The sequence below is a fragment of the Streptomyces sp. DH10 genome (genome assembly GCF_029813805.1).
GTDB lineage: Bacteria > Actinomycetota > Actinomycetes > Streptomycetales > Streptomycetaceae > Streptomyces > Streptomyces coeruleofuscus.
Genome location: NZ_JARVKU010000026.1, coordinates 1 through 24,843, shown reverse-complemented (window position 1 = coordinate 24,843; position 24,843 = coordinate 1). Strand labels below are relative to the sequence as shown.

The 24,843-nt window shown below is 71.8% G+C and carries 22 protein-coding genes; 12 read left to right on the top strand and 10 right to left on the bottom strand.

Annotated elements, in window-relative coordinates:
• Nucleotides 1–114: 114 nt before the first annotated feature.
• From QC385_RS37130 to QC385_RS37120, 3 genes are all read left to right on the top strand, one after another.
• Nucleotides 115–1,503, top strand: coding sequence for an aldehyde dehydrogenase family protein (locus QC385_RS37130; protein WP_279545808.1), 1,389 nt, complete (start codon nt 115–117; stop codon nt 1,501–1,503).
• 20 nt (nt 1,504–1,523) lie between these two features.
• A complete protein-coding gene (locus tag QC385_RS37125; protein WP_279545807.1) occupies nt 1,524–2,606 on the top strand; it encodes a Zn-dependent alcohol dehydrogenase in 1,083 nt (360 codons plus the stop codon).
• A 193-nt stretch (nt 2,607–2,799) separates the two neighbouring features.
• Entirely contained in the window at nt 2,800–4,170 is a 1,371-nt protein-coding gene (locus tag QC385_RS37120; protein ID WP_279545806.1) for an MFS transporter, read from the top strand.
• Here QC385_RS37120 and QC385_RS37115 read toward each other — a convergent pair.
• From QC385_RS37115 to QC385_RS37105, 3 genes are all read right to left on the bottom strand, one after another.
• On the bottom strand, nt 4,159–5,127 hold the full coding sequence (locus QC385_RS37115) for a DMT family transporter (RefSeq protein WP_279545805.1): 969 nt from the start codon (nt 5,125–5,127) through the stop codon (nt 4,159–4,161). The genes QC385_RS37120 and QC385_RS37115 overlap by 12 nt on opposite strands.
• A gap of 70 nt (nt 5,128–5,197) precedes the next feature.
• Nucleotides 5,198–5,908, bottom strand: a complete 711-nt coding sequence (locus tag QC385_RS37110; RefSeq protein WP_279545804.1) for an ArsR/SmtB family transcription factor — start codon at nt 5,906–5,908, stop codon at nt 5,198–5,200.
• Nucleotides 5,909–5,954: 46 nt separating this feature from the next.
• A complete protein-coding gene (locus QC385_RS37105; RefSeq protein ID WP_279545803.1) occupies nt 5,955–6,596 on the bottom strand; it encodes a TetR/AcrR family transcriptional regulator in 642 nt (213 codons plus the stop codon).
• Nucleotides 6,597–6,684: 88 nt separating this feature from the next.
• Between QC385_RS37105 and QC385_RS37100 the strand changes: the two genes are divergently transcribed.
• The 3 genes from QC385_RS37100 to QC385_RS37090 all read left to right on the top strand — a co-directional run bounded on the left by QC385_RS37100 (nt 6,685) and on the right by QC385_RS37090 (nt 8,869).
• On the top strand, nt 6,685–7,836 hold the full coding sequence (locus QC385_RS37100; protein WP_279545885.1) for an acyl-CoA dehydrogenase family protein: 1,152 nt from the start codon (nt 6,685–6,687) through the stop codon (nt 7,834–7,836).
• Nucleotides 7,837–7,896: 60 nt separating this feature from the next.
• Nucleotides 7,897–8,157, top strand: coding sequence for a YiaA/YiaB family inner membrane protein (locus QC385_RS37095; protein ID WP_279545802.1), 261 nt, complete (start codon nt 7,897–7,899; stop codon nt 8,155–8,157).
• A gap of 70 nt (nt 8,158–8,227) precedes the next feature.
• Complete coding sequence (locus tag QC385_RS37090) at nt 8,228–8,869, top strand: TetR/AcrR family transcriptional regulator (protein ID WP_279545801.1); 642 nt, start codon at nt 8,228–8,230, stop codon at nt 8,867–8,869.
• Nucleotides 8,870–8,900: 31 nt separating this feature from the next.
• On the opposite strand, the gene QC385_RS37085 is transcribed toward QC385_RS37090, so the two are convergent.
• On the bottom strand, nt 8,901–9,362 hold the full coding sequence (locus QC385_RS37085; protein ID WP_279545800.1) for a MaoC family dehydratase: 462 nt from the start codon (nt 9,360–9,362) through the stop codon (nt 8,901–8,903).
• A gap of 121 nt (nt 9,363–9,483) precedes the next feature.
• On the opposite strand from QC385_RS37085, the gene soxR reads away from it, so the two are divergent.
• Nucleotides 9,484–9,948, top strand: coding sequence for a redox-sensitive transcriptional activator SoxR (soxR, locus tag QC385_RS37080; RefSeq protein WP_279545799.1), 465 nt, complete (start codon nt 9,484–9,486; stop codon nt 9,946–9,948).
• A 28-nt stretch (nt 9,949–9,976) separates the two neighbouring features.
• Here the strand turns inward: soxR and QC385_RS37075 are convergent, their stop codons facing one another.
• Both QC385_RS37075 and QC385_RS37070 read right to left on the bottom strand, forming a co-directional pair.
• Nucleotides 9,977–10,717 (bottom strand): 3-keto-5-aminohexanoate cleavage protein, encoded by a 741-nt coding sequence (locus QC385_RS37075; RefSeq protein ID WP_279545798.1) that lies wholly within the window; start codon nt 10,715–10,717, stop codon nt 9,977–9,979.
• A gap of 93 nt (nt 10,718–10,810) precedes the next feature.
• The gene (locus tag QC385_RS37070) at nt 10,811–11,413 is read right to left on the bottom strand and encodes a hypothetical protein (RefSeq protein ID WP_279545797.1); all 603 of its coding nucleotides are present in this window, start codon (nt 11,411–11,413) and stop codon (nt 10,811–10,813) included.
• Nucleotides 11,414–11,678: 265 nt separating this feature from the next.
• On the opposite strand from QC385_RS37070, the gene QC385_RS37065 reads away from it, so the two are divergent.
• Entirely contained in the window at nt 11,679–14,477 is a 2,799-nt protein-coding gene (locus QC385_RS37065; protein WP_279545796.1) for a penicillin acylase family protein, read from the top strand.
• 19 nt (nt 14,478–14,496) lie between these two features.
• Here the strand turns inward: QC385_RS37065 and QC385_RS37060 are convergent, their stop codons facing one another.
• Nucleotides 14,497–15,813, bottom strand: coding sequence for a serine-threonine protein kinase (locus QC385_RS37060; RefSeq protein ID WP_279545795.1), 1,317 nt, complete (start codon nt 15,811–15,813; stop codon nt 14,497–14,499).
• Between the two features lie 107 nt (nt 15,814–15,920).
• The gene (locus QC385_RS37055; protein WP_279545794.1) at nt 15,921–17,156 is read right to left on the bottom strand and encodes an exo-beta-N-acetylmuramidase NamZ family protein; all 1,236 of its coding nucleotides are present in this window, start codon (nt 17,154–17,156) and stop codon (nt 15,921–15,923) included.
• Between the two features lie 176 nt (nt 17,157–17,332).
• Between QC385_RS37055 and QC385_RS37050 the strand changes: the two genes are divergently transcribed.
• Genes QC385_RS37050 through QC385_RS37040 form a run of 3 tightly spaced genes read left to right on the top strand, consistent with a single transcriptional unit; the run spans nt 17,333 to nt 20,389 of the window.
• The gene (locus QC385_RS37050; RefSeq protein ID WP_279545793.1) at nt 17,333–18,106 is read left to right on the top strand and encodes an SDR family oxidoreductase; all 774 of its coding nucleotides are present in this window, start codon (nt 17,333–17,335) and stop codon (nt 18,104–18,106) included.
• Nucleotides 18,103–19,767, top strand: a complete 1,665-nt coding sequence (locus tag QC385_RS37045) for a class I adenylate-forming enzyme family protein (RefSeq protein ID WP_279545792.1) — start codon at nt 18,103–18,105, stop codon at nt 19,765–19,767. Before QC385_RS37050 ends, QC385_RS37045 begins: the two co-directional genes overlap by 4 nt.
• Before the next feature lie 28 nt (nt 19,768–19,795).
• On the top strand, nt 19,796–20,389 hold the full coding sequence (locus QC385_RS37040; RefSeq protein ID WP_279545791.1) for a TetR/AcrR family transcriptional regulator: 594 nt from the start codon (nt 19,796–19,798) through the stop codon (nt 20,387–20,389).
• 157 nt (nt 20,390–20,546) lie between these two features.
• On the opposite strand, the gene QC385_RS37035 is transcribed toward QC385_RS37040, so the two are convergent.
• Together QC385_RS37035 and QC385_RS37030 are read right to left on the bottom strand one after the other, a co-directional pair.
• Complete coding sequence (locus tag QC385_RS37035) at nt 20,547–21,761, bottom strand: acyl-CoA dehydrogenase family protein (RefSeq protein ID WP_279545790.1); 1,215 nt, start codon at nt 21,759–21,761, stop codon at nt 20,547–20,549.
• Between the two features lie 4 nt (nt 21,762–21,765).
• The gene (locus tag QC385_RS37030; RefSeq protein ID WP_279545789.1) at nt 21,766–22,788 is read right to left on the bottom strand and encodes a phosphotransferase family protein; all 1,023 of its coding nucleotides are present in this window, start codon (nt 22,786–22,788) and stop codon (nt 21,766–21,768) included.
• A gap of 198 nt (nt 22,789–22,986) precedes the next feature.
• Here QC385_RS37030 and QC385_RS37025 point away from each other — a divergent pair, with 198 nt between their 5' ends.
• The gene (locus QC385_RS37025) at nt 22,987–23,931 is read left to right on the top strand and encodes an NADP-dependent oxidoreductase (RefSeq protein WP_279545788.1); all 945 of its coding nucleotides are present in this window, start codon (nt 22,987–22,989) and stop codon (nt 23,929–23,931) included.
• Nucleotides 23,932–24,843 lie beyond the last annotated feature (912 nt).

Genomic DNA, 24,843 nt, shown 5'->3' with positions numbered 1-24,843 from the left:
CCGCTCCGTGCTGTGATGACCGGGATCACGGGATCACCGGGACGTCTGGCGCCGGAAAACTATCGTCGCTAGTTTATGTGCCGGACGACGACGCCCCGCCCCGGAGGAAGCGCGATGAAGGCATACGACGGCATGTACATCGGTGGCGCCTGGCGCCCCGCCGCCGGCCAGGACGTGATCGAGGTCGTGAACCCGGCCGACGAGCAGGTCATCGGCACGGTCCCGGCCGGCACCGCGGAGGACGTCGACACCGCCGTACGGGCCGCACGCGCCGCCCTGCCGGAGTGGGCCGCGACCCCGCCCGCCGAGCGCGCGGCGCGCCTGGCCGCCCTGCGGGACGTGCTCGTGGCCCGCGCGGACGAGATCGCCGAGACCGTGACGGCCGAACTCGGCGCGCCCCTGAAGTTCTCGCAGGCCGTCCACGCGGCCGTGCCGATCGCGGTCGCAGGCTCCTACGCCGAGCTGGCGGCCACGTACGCCTTCGAGGAGAAGACCGGCAACTCGGTCGTCCACCACGAGCCGGTCGGTGTCGTGGCGGCGATCACGCCCTGGAACTACCCCCTGCACCAGATCGTCGCCAAGGTCGCCCCGGCCCTCGCGGCGGGCTGCACGATCGTCGTGAAGCCCGCCGAGGACACCCCGCTGGTAGCCCGCCTGTTCGCGGACGCCGTGCACGAGGCCGGAATCCCGGCGGGCGTCTTCAACCTGGTCACCGGCCTCGGCCCGGTCACCGGCCAGGCCCTCGCCGAGCACCCCGGCGTCGACCTGGTCTCCTTCACCGGCTCCACCGCCGTCGGCCGGCACATCGCCGCGATCGCCGCCGGGCAGGTCAAGAAGGTCGCCCTGGAACTCGGCGGCAAGTCCGCCAACGTCATCCTCCCGACCGCCGACCTCGCCAAGGCGGTCAACGTCGGCGTCGCCAACGTCATGTCCAACTCCGGGCAGACGTGCAGCGCCTGGACGCGGATGCTGGTCCACCGCGACCGGTACGACGAGGCGGTCGGGCTCGCCGCCGGCGCCGCCGCCAAGTACGGCGAGCGCATCGGCCCCGTCGTCAACGCCAAGCAGCAGGCCCGGGTGCGCGGCTACATCGAGAAGGGCGTCGCGGAAGGCGCCCGCCTGGTCGCCGGAGGACCCGAAGCCCCGCGTGAGAAGGGCTACTTCGTCAGTCCGACCGTCTTCGCCGACGTCACCGAGGACATGACCATTGCGCAGGAGGAGATCTTCGGCCCCGTCCTGTCGATCCTCCGCTACGACGACGAGGAGGACGCCCTCCGGATCGCCAACGGCACGGTCTACGGGCTGGCCGGCGCCGTCTGGGCCGGGGACGAGGCCGAGGCGGTGGCCTTCGCCCGCCGGATGGAGACCGGCCAGGTCGACATCAACGGCGGCCGCTTCAACCCCCTCGCCCCCTTCGGCGGCTACAAGCAGTCGGGCGTGGGCCGCGAACTCGGCGTGCACGGCCTGGCCGAGTACCTCCAGACCAAGTCCCTCCAGTTCTAGTCAGGGGAGTCCCTTCCGTCATGGCTGTCCGCGCCGCCGTCCTGCCCGCCGTCGGTTCCCCGCTGGAGATCACCGGCATCGACCTGCCGGACCCCGGACCCGGTCAGATCCGCGTCCGGCTCGCCGCCGCCGGGGTCTGCCATTCCGACCTGTCCCTGTCCAACGGCACCATGCGCGTCCCGGTCCCGGCCGTCCTCGGTCACGAGGGCGCGGGCACGGTCGTCGCCGTCGGCGAGGGAGTCACCCACGTCGCGCCCGGCGACGGGGTCGTCCTCAACTGGGCCCCGTCCTGCGGCGCCTGCCACGCCTGCTCGCTCGGCGAGGTCTGGCTGTGCGCCAACGCCCTGGGCGGCGCCGCCGACGTCTACGCCCGCACCACCGAGGGCACCGACCTCCACCCCGGCCTGAACGTCGCCGCGTTCGCCGAGGAGACCGTGGTGTCCGCGGCGTGCGTCCTGCCCGTCCCGGACGGCATCCCGCTCACCGACGCGGCCCTCCTGGGCTGCGCCGTCCTCACCGGCTACGGCGCCGTCCACCACTCGGCCCGCGTCCGGCAGGGCGAGACGGTCGCGGTGTTCGGCGTCGGGGGAGTAGGCCTCGCCGCCCTCCAGGCCGCCCGGATCGCGGGCGCCTCGAAGATCGTCGCGGTGGACGTGTCCGCCGAGAAGGAGGAGCTGGCCCGGGCGGCCGGCGCCACCGACTACGTCCTCGCCTCCGAGAACACCGCCCGCGAGATCCGCGCCCTCACCGGCAAGCAGGGCGTCGACGTCGCCGTGGAGTGCGCAGGCCGCGCGGTCTCCATCCGCACGGCCTGGGACTCCACCCGCCGCGGCGGCCGCACCACGGTCGTCGGTATCGGCGGCAAGGACCAGCAGGTCACCTTCAACGCCCTGGAGATCTTCCACTGGGGCCGCACCCTGACCGGCTGCGTCTACGGCAACTCCGACCCGGCTGTCGACCTCCCGGTCCTGGCCGAACACGTCCGCGCGGGCCGCCTCGACCTGAGCGCCCTGGTGACGGACCGCATCTCCCTCGACGGCATCCCGGCGGCGTTCCAGAACATGCTGGCGGGCAAAGGCGGCCGGGCACTGGTCGTCTTCTAGCCCGTATCCCCCGGGACCCCGGCCTCCGCACGAGGCCGGGGCCCGAGGCATGCCCGTAGGCATGATCAGTGGTGCTTACAGACAAAACTCCTGGTGTACGACCCGTTGACGTACATACCGTCCGGTCAGTACGTTCCCCGGAATCCGAGCCACCCCCCGGTTCCGTCCCCGCACCCACCGGAGCGTGCACCACATGGACACGGCCCCTTCCGCTCAGCCGCCCGCCTCCACCGCGCCCGCCGTGGGCAACCGCCGCCGCGTAGCCACCGCCGCGGCCCTCGCCTCGGCCGTCGAGTGGTACGACTACTTCGTCTTCGGCATCGCCGCCGCCCTCGTCCTCGGCGACCTCTACTTCCCCGCCGGCAGCCCCACCGCCGGCGTCATGGCCTCCTTCGCCACGTTCGCCGTCGGCTTCCTCGCCCGCCCCCTCGGCGGCATCGTCGCCGGCCACCTCGGCGACAAGCGCGGCCGCAAGCCGATGCTGGTCCTCGCGCTCACGCTGATGGGCGTGGCCACCACCGGCATCGGCCTGCTGCCCACGTACGACACGATCGGCGTCGCCGCCCCGATCCTGCTCGTCCTGCTCCGCATCGCCCAAGGCGTCGCCGTCGGCGCCCAGTGGGGCGGCGCGATGCTCCTGGCCACCGAGTACGCCCCGGAGGGCAAGCGCGGCGTCTACGGCAGCGTCGTCCAGCTCGGCGTCCCCATCGGCGTGGTGACCGCCAACACGGTCTTCCTGGCCGCAGGCGCCCTCACCACCGACTCGGCGTTCGCGGCCTGGGGCTGGCGCGTGCCGTTCCTGGTCGGCCTGCTCGTGCTCGGCCTCGCCTGGTACATCCACACCCGCGTCGAGGAGACCCCGGCGTTCAAGGAGGCCGAACGCGCCCTCTCCGAGCAGGAGAAGTCCGAGCAGAGCTCGCCGCTGCGCACGATCCTGCGCGGCCACCTCGGCACGGTGCTCCTGGCCGGCGGCTCCTTCGCCGTGAACACCGCGACCTTCTACATCCTGATCACCGGCGTCCTCGACTACACGACCCGCGAGCTGGACATGGAGAAGGGTCCGGTGCTCACCGTCTCGCTCTGTGTCAGCCTCACCCAGCTCGTGCTGATCCCGGCCGCCGCCGCCCTCTCCGACCGCATCGGCCGCATCCGGATCTACGCCTTCGGGGCCGCCGGCATCGCCCTGTGGGCCGTACCGCTCTTCCTGCTGATCGACACCGGCTCGCTGCTGTGGCTCGCGGTCGGCACCTTCGTCGCCAGCTGCTTCCTGAGCATCATGTACGGCCCCCAGGCCGCGCTGTTCGCCGAGCTGTTCACGCCCGAGATGCGCTACACCGGCGCCTCCCTCGGCTACCAGATCGCGGCCGTCGCCGGCGGCGGTCTCGCCCCCTTCGTCATGGTGCTGCTGCTGGAGGCGACGGGCACCTCGATGGCGGTGTCCGGCTACATCATCGCGCTCTCGGTGATCGCGCTGGCGTCGATCAAGGTCCTCGCGAGCCGGGCGCGTGCGGCCGAACCGGAGGCCGCGCCCGAGGTCAAGGCGGAAGCCGAGTCAGCGGGCTGAGCCCGGAGTCCGCTCGGGCCGGGGCTCCGGAACCGCTCCCGGATCCCCGGCCCGAGCCGCCGTCCGCGAACGCGACCGGGACACCGCGACACCCGCCAGGCACAGCGCACCGCCGACCAGGGTGAGCAACCCCGGCACCTCGCCGAGGAACAGCCAGGACATCAGGACGACCAGCGCGGGCGCCGCGTACGTCGTCGCGCCCATCCGGCTCGCGGTCGTCCGGGACAGGGCGTACGCCCACGTCGTGAAGGCGAGGGCGGTCGGGAAGACTCCCAGGTACACCATGTTGAGCGTCGCGGAGGCCGGTGCTTCGGCGGCCTCCTGGACGAGCTGCCCGGCGAACGGCAGGCACACCACCGCGCCGACCAGGCAGCCGAACGTCGTCACCTGCAACGGACTCGCCGTGCCCAGCGCGGGCTTCTGCGCGACGACACCGGCGGCGTACGTGACCGCCGCCAGCAGGCACAGCACCACCCCGAGCACCGAGGAACCGCCCTCGCCGGACATCGAGAGCCCCACGGTCACCGCACCGGCGAACGACACCGCCATCCCCGCCAGCAGCCGCGGCGGCATCGGATCACCGAGCAACCGGGCACCGAGCAGCGCGATGAGGATCGGCCCGGTGTTCACCACCAGGGCGGCCGTACCCGCGTCGACCTGCTGCTCACCCCAGTTGAGGGCGACCATGTAGACGCCGAACCACAGCAGCCCCGATATGGCGATCCCGCGCCAGGCCGAGCGCGGCGGCCACCCCTCCCGCCGCAGCAGGCAGATCACCCCCAGCGTCACCGCTCCGGCCAGCAGCCGCCCGAGCGCCAGCGCCCCCGGCGAGTACGCCTGGCCCGCGCTGCGGATCGAGACGAAGGCGGACGCCCACAGCACGACGGTCACCGTGGCCGCCGCGGCGGCCAGCAGCTCCGCGCGGCGGGCGGGACGGGACGGGGTGTTGTTCATCATGCTCCTGAGGCTAGGAGGGAGTCCGGACGGGCGCTCGCGGATTTCGGACGGGACGCCGCCCTGTGGTCGATCAGCGCAGTGCCCTCGCCTCCACGCCGAGCAGATCGAAGAGGGCCCGTTCACCGGCCGCCGTCACCTTCACGGCCCGCTCGGAGCCGATACGCACACACCACCCCGTCTCCAGGGCGTGCCGGCACAGGGCCGCGCCCGCGACGCCCGCGAGATGAGGCCGGCGTTCGGTCCAGTCGAGACAGGCGCGGGCCAGGGGACGCCGACCGCGCCGGTCGAGGCCGATACCGGCCGACCCGAACCACGCCAGCCCGGCGTCGGTGAGCGCGAACCCGGTCTCCTGTTGCAGCAGCCCGCGCGCCGTCAGCGCGTCCGTGACCGCGATGCCGAGCCGCCCGGCGAGATGGTCGTAGCACGTGCGGCCCCGGGCCATCGCCGAACCGGCGCTCGACTCCCGCAGGTTCCGCGGCCGTACGGCCGTACCCGGCGCGACCTGCGCCGCCAGGTCCTCCAGCAGCTGCGCGACCCGGGCGTCGGCCAGCCGGACGTACCGGTGCCGGCCCTGCCGCTCCTCGGCGAGCAGCCCGCCCGCGACGAGCCTGCCGAGGTGCTCGCTCAGCGTCGACGCGGCGACACCCGCGTGCCGCGCCAGCTCGCTCGCGGTCCAGGCCCGGCCGTCGAGCAGCGCCAGCAGGCACGCGGCCCGGGTCTCGTCCGCGAACAGCGCGGCGAGCCGTGCCAGGGCCGTGGCCTGCGGGTCCCTCGTCGTCATAACCCCAGCATGGAACACGAACCCTTCGGCGGACGCCGAAGTGTCGCTACGCGGTCCGCCGCACCTGCTCGTACTGCCGTGCCAGCCCGTCCAGCAGGGCCGTCAGCCCGGTCTCGAAGGCCCGCTCGTCGATCTTCTCCTGCTGCTCGGCGAGGCGGTGGGCCTGCTGGAGATGGGGGTAGTCGGCGGGGTCGTAGGCGCTCGCGTCGTCCACGAAACCCCCGGCGAAGGAGCCGAGCGCGGAGCCCATCACGAAGTAGCGCATCAGCGCGCCGATGGAGGTGGCCTGCGCCGGCGGCCAGCCCGCCTCGACCATCGCGCCGTAGACGGCGTCCGCGAGGCGCAGCCCCGCCGGGCGGCGGCCGGGGCCGCGGGCCAGCACCGGGACGATGTTCGGGTGGTCGCGCAGCGCGGCCCGGTAGGAGACGGCCCAGTCGTGCAGCGCGGTCCGCCAGTCCCGGCCGTCCTGGAACATCGACAGGTCCACCTGGCCGCTCACCGAGTCGGCGACCGCCTCCAGGATCTCGTCCTTGGTGCGGAAGTGGTTGTAGAGCGAGGGCCCGCTGACCCCGAGTTCGGCGGCGAGCCGGCGGGTGGAGACGGCCGCGAGTCCTTCCGCGTCCACGAGCGCGCGGGCCGTCTCGACGATCCGGTCGGTGCTGAGCAAGGGCTTGCGCGGTCGGGCCATGGCGCACATAGTAGGGCTGCCGATCTAAACTAGCAGTGCTAATTTAAATGTACGGCTTTCAAACGGCTTTCAAGTGGAGTGACCTGTGGTGAACCTGGAGCTCAGCGAGGAGCAGACCGCCGTACGGCAGCTCGCCCGGGACTTCGTCGAGCGCGAGATCGCCCCGAACGCCATCGCCTGGGACCGTGCCGAGGAGGTCGACCGCGGGATCGTCAAGAAGCTCGGCGAGGTCGGCTTCCTGGGGCTGACGGTCGACGAGGAGTACGGCGGCTCGGGCGGCGACCACCTCGCATACTGCCTGGTCACGGAGGAACTCGGCCGGGGCGACTCGTCCGTGCGCGGGATCGTCTCCGTCTCGCTGGGGCTGGTCGCGAAGACCGTCGCCGCCTGGGGGAGCGAGGAGCAGAAGCGGCGGTGGCTGCCGGGGCTCACCTCCGGCGAGTCGGTCGGCTGCTTCGGCCTCACCGAGCCGGGCACGGGCTCGGACGCGGGCAACCTCGCGACGCGGGCGGTGCGGGACGGCGACGACTACGTCATCAACGGCACCAAGATGTTCATCACCAACGGCACCTGGGCCGACGTCGTCCTGCTCTTCGCCCGCTCCACCGGCTCCCCCGGCCACAAGGGCGTCTCCGCCTTCCTGGTGCCCACGGACACGCCCGGCCTGACGCGCCGCACGATCCACGGGAAGCTGGGGCTGCGCGGCCAGGCCACGGCCGAAATCGCGCTGGAGGACGTCCGGGTGCCCGCCTCGGCGCTGCTGGGGGAGGAGGGCAACGGCTTCTCGATCGCCATGTCCGCCCTCGCCAAGGGCCGGATGTCGGTCGCCGCCGGCTGCGTCGGCATAGCCCAGGCCGCGCTGGACGCGGCCGTGCGGTACGCGGGCGAGCGCGAGCAGTTCGGGAAGACCATCGCCCGCCACCAGCTGGTCCAGGAGCTGATCAGCGACATCGCCGTGGACGTCGACGCCGCCCGGCTGCTGACCTGGCGGGTCGCCGATCTGATCGACCGGGGCCGGCCGTTCGCCGTCGAGTCGTCCAAGGCCAAGCTGTTCGCCTCGGAGGCGGCCGTGCGCGCCGCCAACAACGCGCTCCAGGTCTTCGGCGGCTACGGCTACATCGACGAGTACCCCGCGGGCAAGCTGCTGCGGGACGCCCGTGTGATGACCCTCTACGAGGGCACGAGCCAGATCCAGAAGCTGGTCATCGGGCGGGCGCTGACGGGCGTTTCGGCGTTCTGAGTACGCCTCTGAGTATGTCGGCGGATGTGGCGCGGGCCACGTCCGCCGAAGCTTGCCCCCATGAGTGACACACCGGGCAGCAAGCAGCAGAACACGGCCGCCTTCTACGGCCAGGCCGTCGCCTCCTTCGCCGTCGCCATGGCGGCCACCGCCATCGGCATCTACCAGCTGAGCGCCGACGCCTGGGTGCGGGGCTTCCTCGCCATCGCCGTCCTGTACCTGGTCACCTCCTCCTTCACGCTCGCCAAGGTGATCCGGGACCGGCAGGAGGGGCCGGCACAGCCGGTGGCGCCCTCGTACGCCCCTTTCGAGAAGCGCTGAGCTGCCGCACTAAGCGCTCGCTCACCTTCGGCGGTATGGTGTTGTCCCTGTCGGTGGAGAGGGGCGAGTGATGAGTACGGCGGAGGAGACGGCCGGCGGCGAGGCGCAGGCGTGGGGCGAGGTCACGCCCGACGCGGCGCGACGGCTGCTGATCGCCGCGGTGGAGGCCTTCGCCGAGCGCGGGTACCACGCCACGACGACCCGGGACATCGCGGGTCGCGCCGGGATGAGCCCGGCCGCGCTCTACATCCACTACAAGACCAAGGAAGAACTGCTGCACCGCATCAGCAGGATCGGCCACGAGAAGGCCCTGGAGATCCTGCGGACGGCGGCCCGGATGGAGGGCACCGCCCGCGAGCGCCTGGCCGGTGCGGTCAGCTCCTTCGTCCGCTGGCACGCCGGCGGACGCACCACCGCCCGGGTCGTCCAGTACGAGCTGGATTCGCTCGGTCCGGACGCCCGCGACGAGATCCTCGCGCTCCGGCGGCAGTGCGACGCCGAGGTGCGGGCGATCATCGAGGACGGCGTGGCGGCCGGTGAGTTCGACGTCGTGGACGTGAAGGGTACGACCCTGGCCGTTCTCTCGCTCTGCATCGACGTGGCCCGCTGGTTCAACGTCAACGGGCCGTGGACGCCGGACGAGGTCGGCGCGCTGTACGCCGACCTCGTGCTGCGGATGGTGGGGGCCGGGGGAGAAGGCGCCCGCCGGTAGCCCGCCGGGGTCAGAGGATGGTCCGCCGGGGTCAGAAGTAGTAGCGGGAGACGGACTCGGCGACGCACACGGGCTTGTCGCCGCCCTCGCGTTCCACGGTGAAGGCGACGGTCACCTGGACGCCGCCGGGCACGTCGTCGACGGCGCTGATGGTCGCGGTGGCGCGCAGCCGGGAGCCGACGGGGACGGGGGAGGGGAACCGGACCTTGTTCGTCCCGTAGTTGACGCCCATCTTCACGTCCTCGACGGAGATCAGCTGCGGCCCGAAGAGGGGCAGCAGCGACAGCGTGAGATAGCCGTGGGCGATGGTGGTGCCGAAGGGCCCCGCCGCGGCCTTCTCCGGGTCGACGTGGATCCACTGGTGGTCGCCGGTGGCCTCCGCGAAGAGGTCGATCCGCTTCTGGTCGATGTCGAGCCAGTCGGTGTACCCCAGTTGCTCGCCCACCGCCGACTTCAGGTCGTCGACGGACGTGAAGATCCTCGGCTGTGCCATGTCCCGGCCTCTCGCGTCAGGAAGTCTGCGTGCGCTCGTATCTCTAAGCGACTGCTTAGCATGGTCGGCTGCGGGGGCCGTGTCAACGGACCCGGGAGGGTCGATCGGTAGGGTTCGAGGGGTGCCCCAGATTTCAGAGAAGATCCACGAGCTCACGGTCGGCCAGCTGTCGGCGCGCAGCGGGGCCGCCGTCTCCGCCCTGCACTTCTACGAGTCCAAGGGCCTGATCAGCAGTCGCCGCACGTCGGGCAACCAGCGCCGCTACTCGCGTGACACGCTGCGCCGAGTCGCCTTCATCCGGGCCGCGCAACGGGTCGGCATCCCGCTGGCGACGATCCGCGAGGCGCTGGCGGAGCTTCCCGAGGAGCGGACGCCGACCCGGGAGGACTGGGCGCGCCTGTCGGAGGCCTGGCGCTCGGAGCTGGACGAACGCATCAAGCAGCTGAACCGCCTCCGCGACCATCTCACCGACTGCATCGGCTGCGGCTGCCTCTCCCTGGACAACTGCGTCCTCTCCAACCCGGGCGACGTCTTCGGCGAACGCCGGGCGGGCTCGCGCCTGATGGTGGACAAGGGGCGCGCGTAGCGCCTGCTCGCCGGTGGTGGGTCCCGCCTCAGCGACCGCGCCGAGCGCCCCGCCGACCTGCCTCGTACTCCACCAACCCCGCCGCGACCAACTCCGCATTGGACCCGGCCCGTCGTCCGGTCGGCAGGCGCAGCACATCCTCCACTCCGACCCGTGTGGCCAAGCCCAGTTCGCCCGCAAGCCGCAGCACCGACCAAGCACCCCCGTCCTCCCCGTGCAGCAGGACAGGTCGCCCATACGCGTCACCAAGGCCGGACAGCAACCCCCGCGCGGAGTCCACCGCACTCGAAGGCCCGGTATCCGTCACCTCGGCCAGCACCCGCAGCACCTTCGGCCCCAACGGCGAGGCGGCGAACCGCTCTGGACCGTCCGTCCCGGACCAGATGCCGGCCTCCACCCCCACCCCGAGATCCAGGAGCAGGGCGGCGACCTCCTCCGCACCGGGCTCATGCCAGTTGACCGAGGCGTGGTCGGGCAGGACGGTCCAGCCCTGTATCCGCTCCAGCCTGGCGGCAGGGTCCGGCTCGGCCCATGCCCCCGTGGTCACACCCACCGGCACCGGCACCCGCGCCCGGATCGCCGACAACGTCTCCGCGAGCACGCGCGGTGACAACGTGTCCCGCCCGCATGGTGTCTTGGGATGGACATGGATGTCCGTGGCCCCGGCCGCGACGGCGTCGGCGGCGGAGTCGGCCATGGACTCGGGCGTCAGCGGCACCGCCGTACCGTCGGCGGCGGTCCGCGGACCGTTCAGACACACTTGCACCATGTCCCGATGGTGCCAGTCACCACTGACAGCCGGCCCCGGCCACGACAGTGGGGGTGCGGCATCCCCGGCGCACCCCCCGCGCACCCGCATTCGTCAAGCCGACACCAGCAGTTTCGCCCGCCTGGCGTCCGCCAGAGCCTCGGGCGTGAGCACCGGACGCGGCACCAGAATCCCGCAGTCCGAGCAGACCGGACCCGCCGAAGGCTCGTGGTCCAGGTCGTACCTCCAGGCGAGTTGCTCCCCGCCGCACACCGGGCACGCCGAGCCCGGTTCGCGCTCCAGCGCGGCGATCAGCCGACGCAGCACCTCGGCCAGCGGTTCACGGGGATGGACCGCCGGATCGTCGCACCACGCCACGCCGAAACCGCCCCAGGTCAGCCGGTGCCAGTCGTCCACAGTGCCCGGCCTGCGCAGTCCGTCGTGCTTCTCCTTCTTGCGGCGCTCGGCGAACTCCACCTCGTAGGCCAGCCAGACCGCCCGCGCCTCCTCCAGTTCGTCCAGTGCGGCCACGAGCCGCGCTGGATCGGGGGACCGGTCCTCCGGACCGAACCCTGCCCGGGAACACAGATGGTCCCAGGTCGCCCTGTGCCCGTAAGGGGCGAACCTCTCAAGGCACTTGCGCAGCGAATAGCGCCGCAGGGCCAGATCGCACCGCGGATCGCGGACCTGTCTCGCCAGACTCCGGAAACCGGCCATCGTCCTGCACCTCCGTCACACCTGCACCTGAAATCCGGTCACTTCGGCGTCGTCGTAAGGACGTCGCCGAATAGACGTATCGACAAGCGAATCGGCTCCATCCGATTTCAAATGGCCTCCATAAGCGGTCCGACGAGGCCCTGAGTCGACTGCCGTGGTCCGTGTGCCTGTTGTGCTGACTCCAAAAAGTGACGCTTGCTCATCTTCTTCCGCGGGGATACCGGCGGTAACATCCCGCCCACCCCCGTCGGGAGGAGCCCCCCACATGTCACGGCGTAACCCACGCACCGTTCTCGACAGAATGAGAACTCCCCGCGGAATCCCCGGGTTCCTGAAGACCGCATCGGTATGCGCGCTGATCGCAGGTCTTTTGTCGCCGCTGTCACAGGCGGCCGCCTCGGAGACGGAGACCGCGCGGACCGCGGCGGTGGCGAACGACTACTGCGGCAACCAGTGTTCGGACATCCTCCCGCCCGGCCAGAACGGCAACGCCACCCTCGCGCAGATCCTCCTGAACCAGTCCTTCGGCACCCAGCCCGAACACGCCGAGGACCAGCTCGGGCCGTATGCCAACCTCGCCAAGGGGTACACCGGCCTCACCAACGACAAGATCAACAACTTTTTCAACGACGCGTCCTTCGGGGTGCCGGCGGACCAGGTCGCCTCCACCGTCAAACCCGCCGGGCGCGGTGACGTGACGATCGTCCGGGACAAGAAGACGGGTGTGCCGCACATCACCGGTACCACCAGATACGGCACGGAGTTCGGGGCCGGCTACGCGGCCGCCCAGGACCGGCTGTGGCTGATGGACGTCTTCCGGCACGTCGGGCGGGGTCAGCTGACCTCCTTCGCGGGCGGCGCGCCCTCCAACCAGGGCCTGGAACAGCAGTTCTGGCGGCACGCCCCGTACTCCGAGGCCGATCTCCAGGCGCAGATCGACAACGCCGTCGCCACCAACGGCGAGCGCGGCAAGCTGGCCCTCGCCGACGTCAAGGCCTACCTCGACGGCATCAACGCCTACATCGACGCCTCCGACAGCGGCCGGTACTTCCCCGGCGAGTACGTCCTCACCGGGCACAAGGACTCGGTCACCAACGCCGGGAAGATCGAGCACTTCAAGATCACCGACATGGTCGCGCTGGCGTCCGTCATCGGCGCGCTGTTCGGCTCCGGCGGAGGCGGCGAGGTCAACAACGCCCTCTCGCTCCTGGCCGCCCAGGAGAAGTACGGCGTCGCCGAGGGCACCAAGGTGTGGGAGTCCTTCCGCGAGCGCAACGACCCGGAGGCCGTCCTCACCCAGCACGACGGCAGCTTCCCGTACGCGACCGAACCGGCCGACCCGCAGGGCCGGGCCCTGCCCGACACCGGCTCGGTGACCCAGGAACCGCTGGTCCACGACCGTACGGGCAGCGCGGCCGGCTCAAGCGCCACCAGCGCCTCCAAGGCGGCGGCCAGGACGGCCCTGTCGTCAGCCAAACGCGGCATGTCCAACGCCCTCGTGGTGGGCGGCGAGCACACCGCCAGCGGCCACCCGGTCGCCGTGTTCGGCCCGCAGACCGGCTACTTCGCGCCTCAGCTGCTGCTGCTCCAGGAGCTCCAGGGGCCGGGCATCAGCGCCCGCGGCGCCTCCTTCGCGGGCCTGAGCATGTACGTCGAACTCGGCCGCGGCCAGGACTACTCGTGGAGCGCCACGACCTCCGGCCAGGACATCATCGACACGTACGCCGTCGAGCTGTGCAAGGACGACTACCACTACCTCTACCGCGGCACCTGCACGCCGATGGAGAAGGTCGAGCGGAAGAACGCCTGGAAGCCGACGGTCGCCGACGGCACCGCGGCCGGCTCGTACACGATGCGCGTCTGGCGCACGAAGTACGGACCCGTCGAGTACCGCGCGACGGTCGGCGGCAAGAAGGTCGCCTACACCACCCTGCGCTCGTCCTTCATGCACGAGGCCGACTCCATCATCGGCTTCCAGATGCTGAACGACCCGGACTACGTGAAGGGCCCGGAGTCGTTCCAGAAGGCGGTGCAGCACATCAACTACACCTTCAACTGGTTCTACGTCGACTCCGAGCACACCGCGTACTACAACAGCGGCGACAACCCGGTGCGCGCGAACGGCGTCGACGCCGAGTTCCCGGTCTGGGCCCGGCCGGGGTACGAGTGGCGGGGCTGGGACCCGGCGACCAACACGGCCGACTACACCCCGCCCTCCGCCCACCCCAACTCCATCGACCAGGACTACTACATCTCCTGGAACAACAAGCAGGCCAAGGACTACACGGCCGCGCCCTGGGGCAACGGCTCCGTGCACCGCGGCAACCTCCTCGAGGACCGGGTGAAGAAGCTGGTCCGGCAGGGCGGGGTCACCCGGGCCTCGCTGGTGAAGGCGATGGCGGATGCCGGGGTCGCCGATCTGCGGGCGGAGGACGTCCTGCCCAAGCTGCTGAAGGTCGTCACCAGTTCGCCGGTCACCGACCCCACCGCCGCGGCCGCCGTCGGCAAGCTCCAGGCGTGGGTCGCCGCGGGCGGCAAGCGAACGGAGACCTCGGCGGGTTCCAAGAAGTACGCCGACGCCGACGCGATCCGCATCCTGGACGCCTGGTGGCCGCTGCTGGTCAAGGCCGAGTTCGAACCGGGCCTCGGCAGCGAGCTGTTCTCGGCGATGACCGCCAACCTCCCCGTCGACGAGTCCCCGTCCGCCGCCCACGGCCCGACCGGGTCGCACGCCGGAAGCTCCTTCCAGTACGGCTGGTGGAGCTACGTCGACAAGGACATCCGGGCCGTGCTCGGCGAGCAGGTGCGGGGGCCGCTGGCCCGCGAGTACTGCGGCGACGGAGAGCTCGGCGCCTGCCGTGACACCCTCGTCAGCACCCTGAAGGAGGCGGCCGGCAAGACCGCGGCCCAGGTCTACCCGGGTGACGACGTGTGCTCGGCGGGCGACCAGTGGTGCGCCGACTCGATCAACCACCGCACCCTCGGCGGCATCAAGCACGGCAAGATCAGCTGGCAGAACCGGCCGACCTACCAGCAGGTCGTGGAGTTCACCTCACACCGGTGAGGCACGGTCCGGCGGCGGGTCAGCGGATGCGGCCCGCCGCCAGCACCAGCCGGGCCAGCTCCTCGTGCAGGATGTCGCTGTGCGCGCCGGCGGGCGGGCCGCCGCGTCTGACCACCGCCGCCGCGTCGACGTTCACGCACCCCGAGACGGGCAGCTTCGCCCGCAGCGCCTCGGCGAGGGTGTACGCGCGCGTGCCCGGCACCGCCCGCATGCCGCCGTAGCCCATCGCACCCCACTTGGCGCCCAGGACCTGCCCGATGCCGAGGCCCGTGACCGACCGGCTGTCGCCCGCCATGCGCGAGGCCAGCGGATACATCGTGCCCAGGGCCGAGTCGTGCCGGGAGTGGCAGCACACCAGGGGACCGTCGACGCGGTTCTGCTGCCCCTGGAGCACCCCTCCGGCGCGGGCGTCGTGCGGCAGCCGGGCCGCGAACGCGTAGTGCGAGAACGCCCCTTGGAGCAGCGTCACCGACTTCACCGTGCGCACGCCCTCGGGGAGGCCGCGCAGCGCGAACGACACCAGCCGCGCGCCGAAGCTGTGCCCTACGAGGTGCACGCGCACGCCCGGCGCCGCCTTGGCGAGCTGCCCGACGACCCGGCCGAGACCGCGCTCACCGACCGTTCCCGCGCGCCGCTTCATCGCGTAGTACGTCGCCTGCCGCAGCAGCTCGTGCGCCCCCTCCCAGGGGTTGGGGAGGCCGAACCCCTGGGACGCACCGGACGCTTCAAGGCCGGCCAGCGCCCGCGCGAACTCCTCGCAGGCCGCCGCTGAGGAGCCGGCGAACATCTCCGGCTCGCTCTGCGGCACGCCCTCCGCCACCGTGTCCGCCGCGAACAGCGCCTGCGGCCCGGGCGCCACCACCTCCACCAGCAGCCGCACCAGCCGCCCGAACTCCTCCAGTTCGGCCTCCTCCGGCGGCTGCTGCTCCAGCAGCCGGGCGATCTGCTCGACCAGGATCGCCCGGCCCGGGAAGGACTCCAGCAGCGCGTGCCGCGTGTCCTTGTCGAGCACGGGGCGCCGGGGTGCCTCGGCCGCCACCGCCCGCGGGAAGTCCGGGATCGGTTCGTCGGAGAACCGCATGGCCGGCCACAGCACGCCGACGTAGCCGATCCGGGCCGTCGGGGCCAGCCGCGGGACGGGCGCCAGGAACCGGTCGTAGAGCCGGGTCGCACCCGAGCGGTCGTTGTTCCAGCCGTGCGCGAAGACGACCAGGTCGCGCACCTCGCGTTCGGCCACCCCGGCGAGCAGCCGGTCGCGCTGACGGCCCGCCGGGTCCCCGTCCGCGTCGAAGGTCAGCTCCCAGTAGGGAGCAACGCTCATTGCCTGATCCGCCATGACAGGCCCCCTGTTCCCCCGGGTGACGCGCGCGTTGTGGCGCATCGTCCTGCCAACGGCGGAGCTTGGCCATACGTCACGGGCGCATTGGGCACGCGATGCCGAACTCAGCGGTAGAGGAGGTACTTCCGCCGCGTCCGCCGGAACGCCGCCAGCTCCTCCTGCCACCCCGCCACGACCTCGTCGGTGTCCGCCCCCGCGTCGATCATCGTGCGCACGCGCGCGGAGCCGGTGAGTTTGTCGATCCAGTTGTCGGGGCGCCACGCGAACCCGCTCCACACCTCCCTGGCGGTCACGAGCAGGGCGATCCCCGTCCGTACGGGATCGAAGACGTCCCAGTCCCGCACATGGACCTGCACACCGCCGATCGTCCTGCCCTGGAACTTGGAGAAGGTGGGTGCGAAGTACGCCTCCCTGAAGCGCACGCCGGGCAGGGCGAGTTCGTTCGCGGCGGCGGCCCAGCGCCGGTCGACGCCCTCCGCGCCGAGCAGCTCGAACGGCCGGGTCGTGCCGCGCCCCTCCGACAGGTTCGTGCCCTCGAACAGACACGTCCCCGAGTACACCAGGGCCGTCTCAGGCGTCGGCATGTTCGGGCTCGGCGGCACCCAGGGCAGCCCGGAGGCGTCGTAGAAGTCCGAGCGCTTCCAGCCCGACATCGGCACGGTCTCCAGCGGTACGGGCTCGGTCAGGAACTCCTCGTTGAACAGCCGCGCCAGCTCCGCGACGGTCATCCCGTGGGCCTGGCAGATCGGCTGCCGCCCGACGAACGTGGCGAACTCCTTGTGCAGGACGGGCCCGAGGGCCGCCCGCCCGGTCACCGGGTTGGGCCGGTCCAGGACCACGAACCGCTTCCCGGCGAGCTGGGCGGCCTCCATGCAGTCGTACAGGGTCCAGATGTACGTGTAGAAGCGGGCGCCGACGTCCTGGATGTCGAAGAGGACCGTGTCCACGCCGGACGCGGTGAAGATGTCGGCGAGCGGCCGGCCGCTCTTGAGGTACGTGTCGTAGACGGGCAGGCCGGTCGCCGGGTCGTCGTAGCGGCCCTCGGAGCCGCCGGCCTGGGCGGTGCCGCGGAAGCCGTGTTCAGGGCCGAAGACGGCCCTCAGATCCACTCGGGTGTCCGCGTGCATGACGTCGACGATGTGGCGGACGTCGCGGGTGATGCCGGTGGGGTTGGTGACGATGCCGACCTTCTGGCCGCCGAGCAGGGTGTAGCCGTCGTGGGCGAGTCGTTCGAAGCCGGTGCGGAGTTGTTTGTGGCGGTCGGCCGCGGCTGCGGTGGGTGCGGCTGAGGCGGCTGCTGCTGTGGCCGCCGTGAGTAAGGCTCGTCTCGAGGGGCGCATGGGGTGGGTGGCCTCCGTGGTCCGTTGTGCCGCTTTCGGCGTGGCTGGTCGCGCCCACGCGGCGGAGCCGCAAATCGGTACAGCCCCGCGCCCCTAAGGTGCTGCGCCACCCCCTTCCTTCAAACATACCGACCGGTTAGTCTGGCGCTATTGCTGAGCCGCGTCTAAGGAGGCCGATGGTGGGAGCCTTTCAAGGGGCTGGAGTCGTTGTCACGGGGGCGGGCGGCGGAATCGGAGCCGCGCTCGCCCGGCGCTTCGCCGCCGAGGGGGCCCGGGTCGTCGTCAATGACCTGGACGCCGAGCGGGCCAAGCATGTCGCGGAGGAGGTCGGGGGAGTCGCCGTGCCCGGTGACGCCTCGGGGATCATCGCCGACGCCCGCGACGCGCTCGACGGGACCGTCGACGTGTACTGCGCCAACGCCGGCGTCGCCTTCGACGGCCTCGATGCCGGTCAGGCGCTGGACGAAAAGGCCTGGGAGACCTCCTGGGACGTGAACGTCATGGCGCACGTCCGGTCCGCTCACGCACTGCTGCCCGCCTGGCTGGAGCGGGGCAGCGGCCGGTTCGTGTCCACCGTCTCCGCCGCCGGGCTGCTCACCATGATCGGCGCCGCGCCCTACGCCGTCACCAAGCACGGCGCGCTCGCCTTCGCCGAGTGGCTGTCGCTGACGTACCGGCACCGGGGTGTGAAGGTCCACGCCATCTGCCCGCAGGGCGTACGCACCGACATGCTGGCCGCCACCGGCAGCGCGGGCGACCTGGTGCTCCAGCCGACCGCGATCGAGCCCGAGGCCGTGGCGGACGCCCTGGTCAAGGGCATCGAGGAGGACCGGTTCCTGATCCTGCCGCACCCCGAGGTCGCCGCGTACCACCAGGCCCGGGCCGGTGACCCCGACCGCTGGCTGACCGGCATGAACCGCATCCAGCAGCAGTGGGAGGAGAACCGGTGACCGAGTCCCGTTACGCGGCCAAACCCTGGCTGGACCTGCTGAACGAGGCCCAGAAGGGCGCGATAAGCCCCGCCGGCTCCCTCGTGCACGCCCTGCGCCGGGCCGTGGCCGAGACGCCGGACAGCGACCTCCTGGCCTACTTCGACGGCCGCCTGACCTACCGGGACGTCGACGAGCTCAGCGACTCCGTCGCCGGGCATCTCGCGGCGCGCGGCCTGGAGCGCGGCGACCGGGTCGCGGTACTGCTCCAGAACTCCCCGCACTTCGTCCTCGCCGTGCTGGGCGCCTGGAAGGCGGGCGCGGTCGTCGTGCCCGTCAACCCGATGTACAAGTCGGGCGAGGTGTCCCATGTGCTGCGGGACGGCGAGGTCGCCGCGCTGATCTGCTCGGACCGGGCGTGGGAGTCGTATCTGCGCGAGACCGCGGCGGACTCGCCCGTGCGGATCGTGCTCACCGGGTGCGAGCTGGACTTCCAGACGCGCGGTGACGCGCGCGTGCTGACCTTCGAGCGGTTGCCGCAGGCCCCGGACGCCGACGATCTGGTCTCCGTGGCGCGGGCCGGGCACAAGGCGCCCGGGGACCGGGACCCCGCTCCCTCCGAAATCGCGCTGATCAGCTACACCTCGGGCACCAGCGGCACGCCCAAGGGCGCCACCAACACGCACGGCAACATCATGTACAACGCCGAGCGGCAGCGGACCGGCCTGGGACTGCCCGAGCGGCCCGTCTACTTCGCGCTGGCACCGCTGTTCCACATCACGGGCATGGTCTGCCAGTTCGGCGCCTGCCTGAGCAGCGCGGGCACGCTCGTACTGGCCTACCGCTTCGAGGCCGGCGTGGTGCTCGACGCGTTCGCCGAGCACCGGCCGCACTACACCGTCGGCCCGTCCACGGCCTTCATGGCGCTGGCCGCCCATCCGTCCGCCACCCGCGACCACTTCTCCTCCTTCCGGGTGATCTCCTCCGGCGGCGCCCCGCTGCCGCCCGCGCTGGTGGAGAAGTTCCGGGCCGGCTTCGGGCCGTACATCCGCAACGGCTACGGGCTGACCGAGTGCACCGCCCCCTGTGCCTCCGTGCCGCCCGGTCTGGAGGCACCCGTCGACCCGGTCTCCGGGACCCTCGCGGTCGGTCTGCCCGGCCCCGACACGGTCGTACGGATCGTCGACGACAACGGCGACGAGGTGCCGTTCGGCGAGCAGGGCGAGATCGTCGTACGGGGGCCGCAGGTTGTGCCCGGTTACTGGCGGCGCCCCGACGCCACCGCCGAGACGTTCCCCGGGGCCGAACTGCGCACCGGCGACATCGGTTTCATGGACGAGCAGGGCTGGCTGTACGTCGTCGACCGCAAGAAGGACATGATCAACGCGTCCGGCTTCAAGGTGTGGCCGCGCGAGGTCGAGGACGTGCTCTACACACACCCGGCGGTGCGCGAGGCCGCTGTCGTCGGGGTGCCCGACGGGTATCGCGGGGAGACCGTCAAGGCGTACATCAGCCTGCGTCCGGACGCCGACACGGACCCGGATGCACTCGCTTTCTACTGCAAGGAGAGACTGGCCGCCTACAAATATCCGCGACAGGTGGAGATCTTGCCGGACTTGCCGAAGACGGCCAGTGGGAAGATCCTCCGTCGGGAGCTTCGTTCCCGGACGCAAGGCAACTGACAGCAGTACGGAAAGGCAGGTGGCGGCAGTGCCCAGGACCACGGACCCGGACGGCACCCCCGTACCTCAGCGGCTCCTGGCCGCCGCCACCCGGCTCTTCGCCGAGCAGGGCTACGACCGCACCTCGGTGCAGGAGATCGTCGAGGCGGCCGGCGTCACCAAAGGCGCGCTGTACCACTACTTCGGCTCCAAGGACGACCTCCTGCACGAGGTGTACGCGCGCGTGCTGCGCATCCAGCAGGAGAGACTCGACGCCGTCGCGGGCTCCGACGAGCCCGTGGAGAAGCGGCTGCGGGCCGCGGCCGCGGACGTCGTGGTGACGACCATCGACAACCTCGACGACGCGATGATCTTCTGGCGGTCCATGCACCACCTGAGCCCCGAGAAGAACAAGCAGGTCCGCGCCGAGCGCCGCCGCTACCACGAGCGCTTCCGCGCGCTGGTCGAGGAGGGCCAGCAGTCGGGCGTCTTCTCCCGGGCGACCCCGGCGGACCTGGTGGTCGACTACCACTTCGGGTCCATCCATCACCTGTCGACGTGGTACCGCCCCGAGGGCCCGATGAGCCCCCAGCAGGTGGCCGACCACCTGGCGGACCTGCTGCTGCGAGCCCTGCGCCCGTAGCTGCGCAACCCAGCCCGTCCGGCGTCTGAGGACAAGGCCGTTCAGGCCGATCGGGGGTCCAGGGGGCGGAGCCCCATGGCGGGGTCGAAGGGGCGGAGCCTCTGGGGATGGGACGGGCAGGGGCGGCGGGGAGAGAAGACCCCGCCGCCCCGCCGCGTCACACGTACCGCTTCAGCTCCCGCCGCGCCAGCGACCGCTGATGCACCTCGTCCGGCCCGTCCGCGATCATCAGCGTCCGCGCCGCCGCGTACAGCTCCGCCAGCGGGAAGTCCTGGCTCACACCGCCCGCACCGTGCAACTGGATCGCCCGGTCGAGAATGTCCACCACCGCGCGAGGCGTAGCGATCTTGATCGACTGGATCTCGGTGTGCGCCCCCCTGTTCCCGACCGTGTCCATCAGCCACGCCGTCTTCAGCACCAGCAGCCGCAACTGCTCCACGGTCACCCGCGCGTCCGCGATCCAGTTGTGCACCACACCCTGCTGCGCCAGCGCCTTCCCGAACGCCGTACGGGACACCGCCCGCCGGCACATCAGCTCGATCGCCCGCTCCGCCATCCCGATCAGCCGCATGCAGTGATGGATCCGGCCGGGACCCAGCCGGGCCTGGGCGATGGCGAAGCCGCCGCCCTCCTCGCCGATGAGGTTCGACGCCGGCACGCGCGCGTGGTCGAAGATCACCTCGGCATGGCCGCCGTGGGAGTGGTCCTCGTAGCCGAAGACCTGCATCGCGCGCTCGATCGTCACGCCCGGCGTGTCACGGGGGACCAGGATCATCGACTGCTGACGGCGGATATCCGAACCCTCCGGGTCCGTCTTGCCCATCACGATGAAGATCTTGCAGTCCGGGTGCATCGCTCCGGAGATGTACCACTTGCGGCCGGTGACGACGTACTCGTCGCCGTCCCGCTCGATGTGCGTGGTGATGTTGGTGGCGTCCGAGGAGGCCACCTCCGGCTCGGTCATCGCGAACGCCGAGCGGATCTCGCCCGCGAGCAGCGGCTCCAGCCACTGCTTGCGCTGCTGCTCGTCCCCGAACTGGGTGAGCACCTCCATGTTGCCCGTGTCGGGTGCCGCGCAGTTCGTCACCGTCGGGGCGATGTGCGGGGAGCGCCCCATGATCTCGGCGAGCGGCGCGTACTGGAGGTTGGTGAGCCCGGCGCCGTACTCGCTGTCGGGCAGGAAGAGGTTCCACAGGCCCTGCCTGCGCGCCTCGGCCTTCAGCTCCTCGACCACCGCCGGGGTCTCCCACGGCGAGGTGAGCCGGGCTCGCTGCTCCTCCGCGACGGCCTCTGCCGGGTAGACGTACTCGTCCATGAAGGCCAGTAGCTTGCCGCGCAGCTCCTCGGTGCGCGCGTCGAACGCGAAGTCCATGTCGTCAGCCTTCCTGAAGAGTGGTGAGACCGTGCTCGATGAAGACGGGGACCAGGTCGCCGATGCGGTCGAAGCCGCGTCCGACCGTCTGGCCCAGGGTGTAGCGGTAGTGGATGCCCTCCAGGATCACGGCGAGCTTGAACCAGGCGAAGGCCGTGTACCAGGAGACCGCGGAGACGTCGCGCCCCGAGCGGGCTGCGTACCGCTCGATCAGTTCGGCCGGGTCCGGGTGCCCCGGCGCCTCGGCCGTCGTGGAGACGGGGGAGTCGGGGGCGTCGAGCGGCAGGCTGTACATCGCCAGCAGACCCAGGTCGGTGAGGGGGTCGCCCAGGGTGGACATCTCCCAGTCGAGGATCGCCTTGATGCGGTCGTCCTCGCCGATCAGGACGTTGTCCAGCCGGTAGTCGCCGTGCACCACGGCCGGGGCGGGGGAGGAGGGCAGCCGCCGTCCGAGCGTCGCGTGCAGCTCGTCGATCCCGGCCAGCTCGCGGTTGCGCGAGGCGTCCAGCTGCTTGCCCCAGCGCCGCAGCTGCCGGTCCAGGAAGCCCTCGGGCCGGCCGAAGTCGGCGAGCCCCACCTCGCCCGGGTCCACCGCGTGCAGCTCCACCAGGGCGTCCACCAGGTTCAGCACCGCCCCCCGGGTCCGCTCCGGACCGAGCGGGGCGAGCTGGTCGGCCGTGCGGTACGGGGTGCCCTCGACGTACTCCATGACGTAGAACGGCGCGCCGAGCACCTCCTCGTCCTCGCACAGCAGCACCGGCCGCGGAACCGGCACGGCGGTCGGGTGCAGCGCGCTGATCACCCGGTGCTCGCGCTTCATGTCGTGCGCGGTGGCCAGGACATGGCCGAGCGGGGGCCGCCGTACGACCCACCGGGAGGTGCCGTCGGAGACGGCGTAGGTCAGGTTCGACCGTCCGCCCTCGATCAGCCGGCCGGACAGGGCGCCGCTCACCAGGCCGGGCCGCTCGCGGTCGAGCAGGCCGTGCAGCCGGTCCAGGTCGAGTCCGGGCGGGTGGTCGGGGCTCATGCGTCGCTCCTACGGGCAGGTGAACAGTTCCCGACTCATGATGCCGACCGGTCGGTATGTCGTCCAGAGCGGGGCCGAAACGTGATCGGAGCCACGATAGGCCGACGACTCCCGCCGCGGGGCGCCGGGGAGGTTCCGGCCGGTTCGTTCAGGCCATCCGGCTTGCGTACGGCGCGGCGAGCCCGGAAGGTCGGAGCCATGAAGGCCATCAGCTACTCACGGTACGGCGGACCCGAGGTCCTGGCGTTCGGGGAGGTCCGCGATCCCAAGGTCGGCCCGGACTCGGTGCTGGTGAAGGTGCGGGCGGCGTCCGTGAACCCGGTCGACTGGAAGGCCCGCGAGGGCTACCTCGAAGGGCTCCTCGAAGCCGCCTTCCCCGTGGTGCCCGGCTGGGACGTCTCCGGCGTCGTCGTACGCCCCGGCGTGGCCGTGTCGGAGTTCGACGTCGGCGACGAGGTCATCGGGTACGTACGCGAGGACTTCCTCTCCCGCGGCACCTTCGCCGAGTACGTGGCCGCGCCCCTGCGCACCCTCGCGCGCAAGCCGCGCAACCTCTCCTTCGAGGAGGCGGCCGGACTGCCGCTGGTCGGGCTCACCGCCTACCAGGTGCTGCTCAAGGTGCTCGAGGTGAAGCGGGGCGAGACGGTGCTGGTGCACGCCGCGGCCGGCGGTGTCGGCTCCATCGCCGTGCAGCTCGCCGCCCATCTCGGCGCCCGGGTGATCGGCACGGCGAGCGAGTCCAACCACGATTTCGTGCGCGGCCTCGGCGGGGAGCCGGTGGCGTACGGCGAGGGCCTGGGCGAGCGCGTGCGCGGGCTGGTGCCCGAGGGTGTGGACGCGGTGCTCGACACGGTCGGCGGGGACGCGCTGAAGGTCTCGGCCAACCTGCTGGCCCCCGAGGGCCGCCTGGTGTCGATCGCCGACGTCGGCGTCGTGACCTACGGCGGCCGCTACTACTTCGTCCGCCCCGATCCCGAGGACCTCCAGCGGCTGTCCGATCTGGCGGAACAGGGCGTGGTGCGCGTGCACGTCTCCGAGACGTTCCCACTGGAACGGGCGGCGGACGCGTACCGGCTCAACGAGGAGGGCCGCACCCGCGGCAAGATCGTCGTGACGGTGGACTGGGAGCCGGAGCAGACGTAGCCACCGGCCGCGCCCTGCCGACCGGCGCGTGACGTCCCGCCCCTGGAGTCCTGTGTTCAGGCGTGCGGTGTCCGTGCCCTGGCGCGCCCTGGCATGAGTCAGGCGCCCTGGTGTTCCGGACGTCTCGTCGTGCGGCGTCCCGGCGACCGGCGCCTGCGGCGTCCTGCCCCCTGACGTCCGGTGCCCCGGCGTGCGTAGTCCCGGTGCCCCTGAGTGCGGCGCGTCGGCGTCCAGGCCCCCTGGCATGCGGTGTCCCGGCCTGCGACTCAAGGCGGGCGGTGCTTCGATCTGCGGCGTCCCGGCCCGCGCCGTTCCGCCCCTGGCGTCCCGGCCTGCGGCCCTCGGCTGGCGGTGCCCCGGCCTGCGACTCCCGGCGGGCGGTGCCACGGGCCTGCGGCGTCCCGGCCCGAGCCGTTCCGCCCCTGGCGTCCGGCCTGCGGCCCCTGGTGGGCGGTGCCCCGGCCTGCGACTCAAAGGCGGGCGGTGCTTCGGTCTGCGGCGTCCCGGCCCGCGCCGTTCCGCCCCTGGCGTCCGGCCTGCGGCCCCCGGTGGGCGGTGCCCCGGCCTGCGACTCCCGTCGGGCGGTGCCACGGGCCTGCGGCGTCCGTCGCGCCGGCACCGGCCAGCGGCACCCCGGCGTCCCGCCCCTGGCGTCGTGCGTGCGGTGCCGGCATCCGGTGTCCTGTCGTGCGTGCCCCGGCGTGCGGCGTCGTCCTGGCGTCCGAGGCAGGAGGCCCCGGCGACTGCCGCCCCCGGCGGCGCCCCGCGGCGTCCCGTCCCTAGGATGTATTGATCACGAGCGTTGTTGACACTGGCAGGGCTTGATCATGGCGAAGACCTCCGGTGTGGTGGAGCTGTCTAGGACTGCACCGCACGGAGGTCTTCGTGTCCCACCGTAATGCCCGGCTGACC

Excerpts from the sequence above, each read along its gene's own strand:
- QC385_RS37130 (WP_279545808.1), top strand. The coding sequence starts at position 115 with ATGAAGGCATACGACGGCATGTACATCGGTGGCGCCTGGCGCCCCGCC.
- QC385_RS37125 (WP_279545807.1), top strand. The coding sequence starts at position 1,524 with ATGGCTGTCCGCGCCGCCGTCCTGCCCGCCGTCGGTTCCCCGCTGGAG.
- QC385_RS37120 (WP_279545806.1), top strand. The coding sequence starts at position 2,800 with ATGGACACGGCCCCTTCCGCTCAGCCGCCCGCCTCCACCGCGCCCGCC.
- QC385_RS37115 (WP_279545805.1), bottom strand. The coding sequence starts at position 5,127 with ATGATGAACAACACCCCGTCCCGTCCCGCCCGCCGCGCGGAGCTGCTG.
- QC385_RS37110 (WP_279545804.1), bottom strand. The coding sequence starts at position 5,908 with ATGACGACGAGGGACCCGCAGGCCACGGCCCTGGCACGGCTCGCCGCG.
- QC385_RS37105 (WP_279545803.1), bottom strand. The coding sequence starts at position 6,596 with ATGGCCCGACCGCGCAAGCCCTTGCTCAGCACCGACCGGATCGTCGAG.
- QC385_RS37095 (WP_279545802.1), top strand. The coding sequence starts at position 7,897 with ATGAGTGACACACCGGGCAGCAAGCAGCAGAACACGGCCGCCTTCTAC.
- QC385_RS37090 (WP_279545801.1), top strand. The coding sequence starts at position 8,228 with ATGAGTACGGCGGAGGAGACGGCCGGCGGCGAGGCGCAGGCGTGGGGC.
- QC385_RS37085 (WP_279545800.1), bottom strand. The coding sequence starts at position 9,362 with ATGGCACAGCCGAGGATCTTCACGTCCGTCGACGACCTGAAGTCGGCG.
- QC385_RS37075 (WP_279545798.1), bottom strand. The coding sequence starts at position 10,717 with ATGGTGCAAGTGTGTCTGAACGGTCCGCGGACCGCCGCCGACGGTACG.
- QC385_RS37070 (WP_279545797.1), bottom strand. The coding sequence starts at position 11,413 with ATGGCCGGTTTCCGGAGTCTGGCGAGACAGGTCCGCGATCCGCGGTGC.
- QC385_RS37065 (WP_279545796.1), top strand. The coding sequence starts at position 11,679 with ATGTCACGGCGTAACCCACGCACCGTTCTCGACAGAATGAGAACTCCC.
- QC385_RS37060 (WP_279545795.1), bottom strand. The coding sequence starts at position 15,813 with ATGGCGGATCAGGCAATGAGCGTTGCTCCCTACTGGGAGCTGACCTTC.
- QC385_RS37055 (WP_279545794.1), bottom strand. The coding sequence starts at position 17,156 with ATGCGCCCCTCGAGACGAGCCTTACTCACGGCGGCCACAGCAGCAGCC.
- QC385_RS37050 (WP_279545793.1), top strand. The coding sequence starts at position 17,333 with ATGGTGGGAGCCTTTCAAGGGGCTGGAGTCGTTGTCACGGGGGCGGGC.
- QC385_RS37035 (WP_279545790.1), bottom strand. The coding sequence starts at position 21,761 with ATGGACTTCGCGTTCGACGCGCGCACCGAGGAGCTGCGCGGCAAGCTA.
- QC385_RS37030 (WP_279545789.1), bottom strand. The coding sequence starts at position 22,788 with ATGAGCCCCGACCACCCGCCCGGACTCGACCTGGACCGGCTGCACGGC.
- QC385_RS37025 (WP_279545788.1), top strand. The coding sequence starts at position 22,987 with ATGAAGGCCATCAGCTACTCACGGTACGGCGGACCCGAGGTCCTGGCG.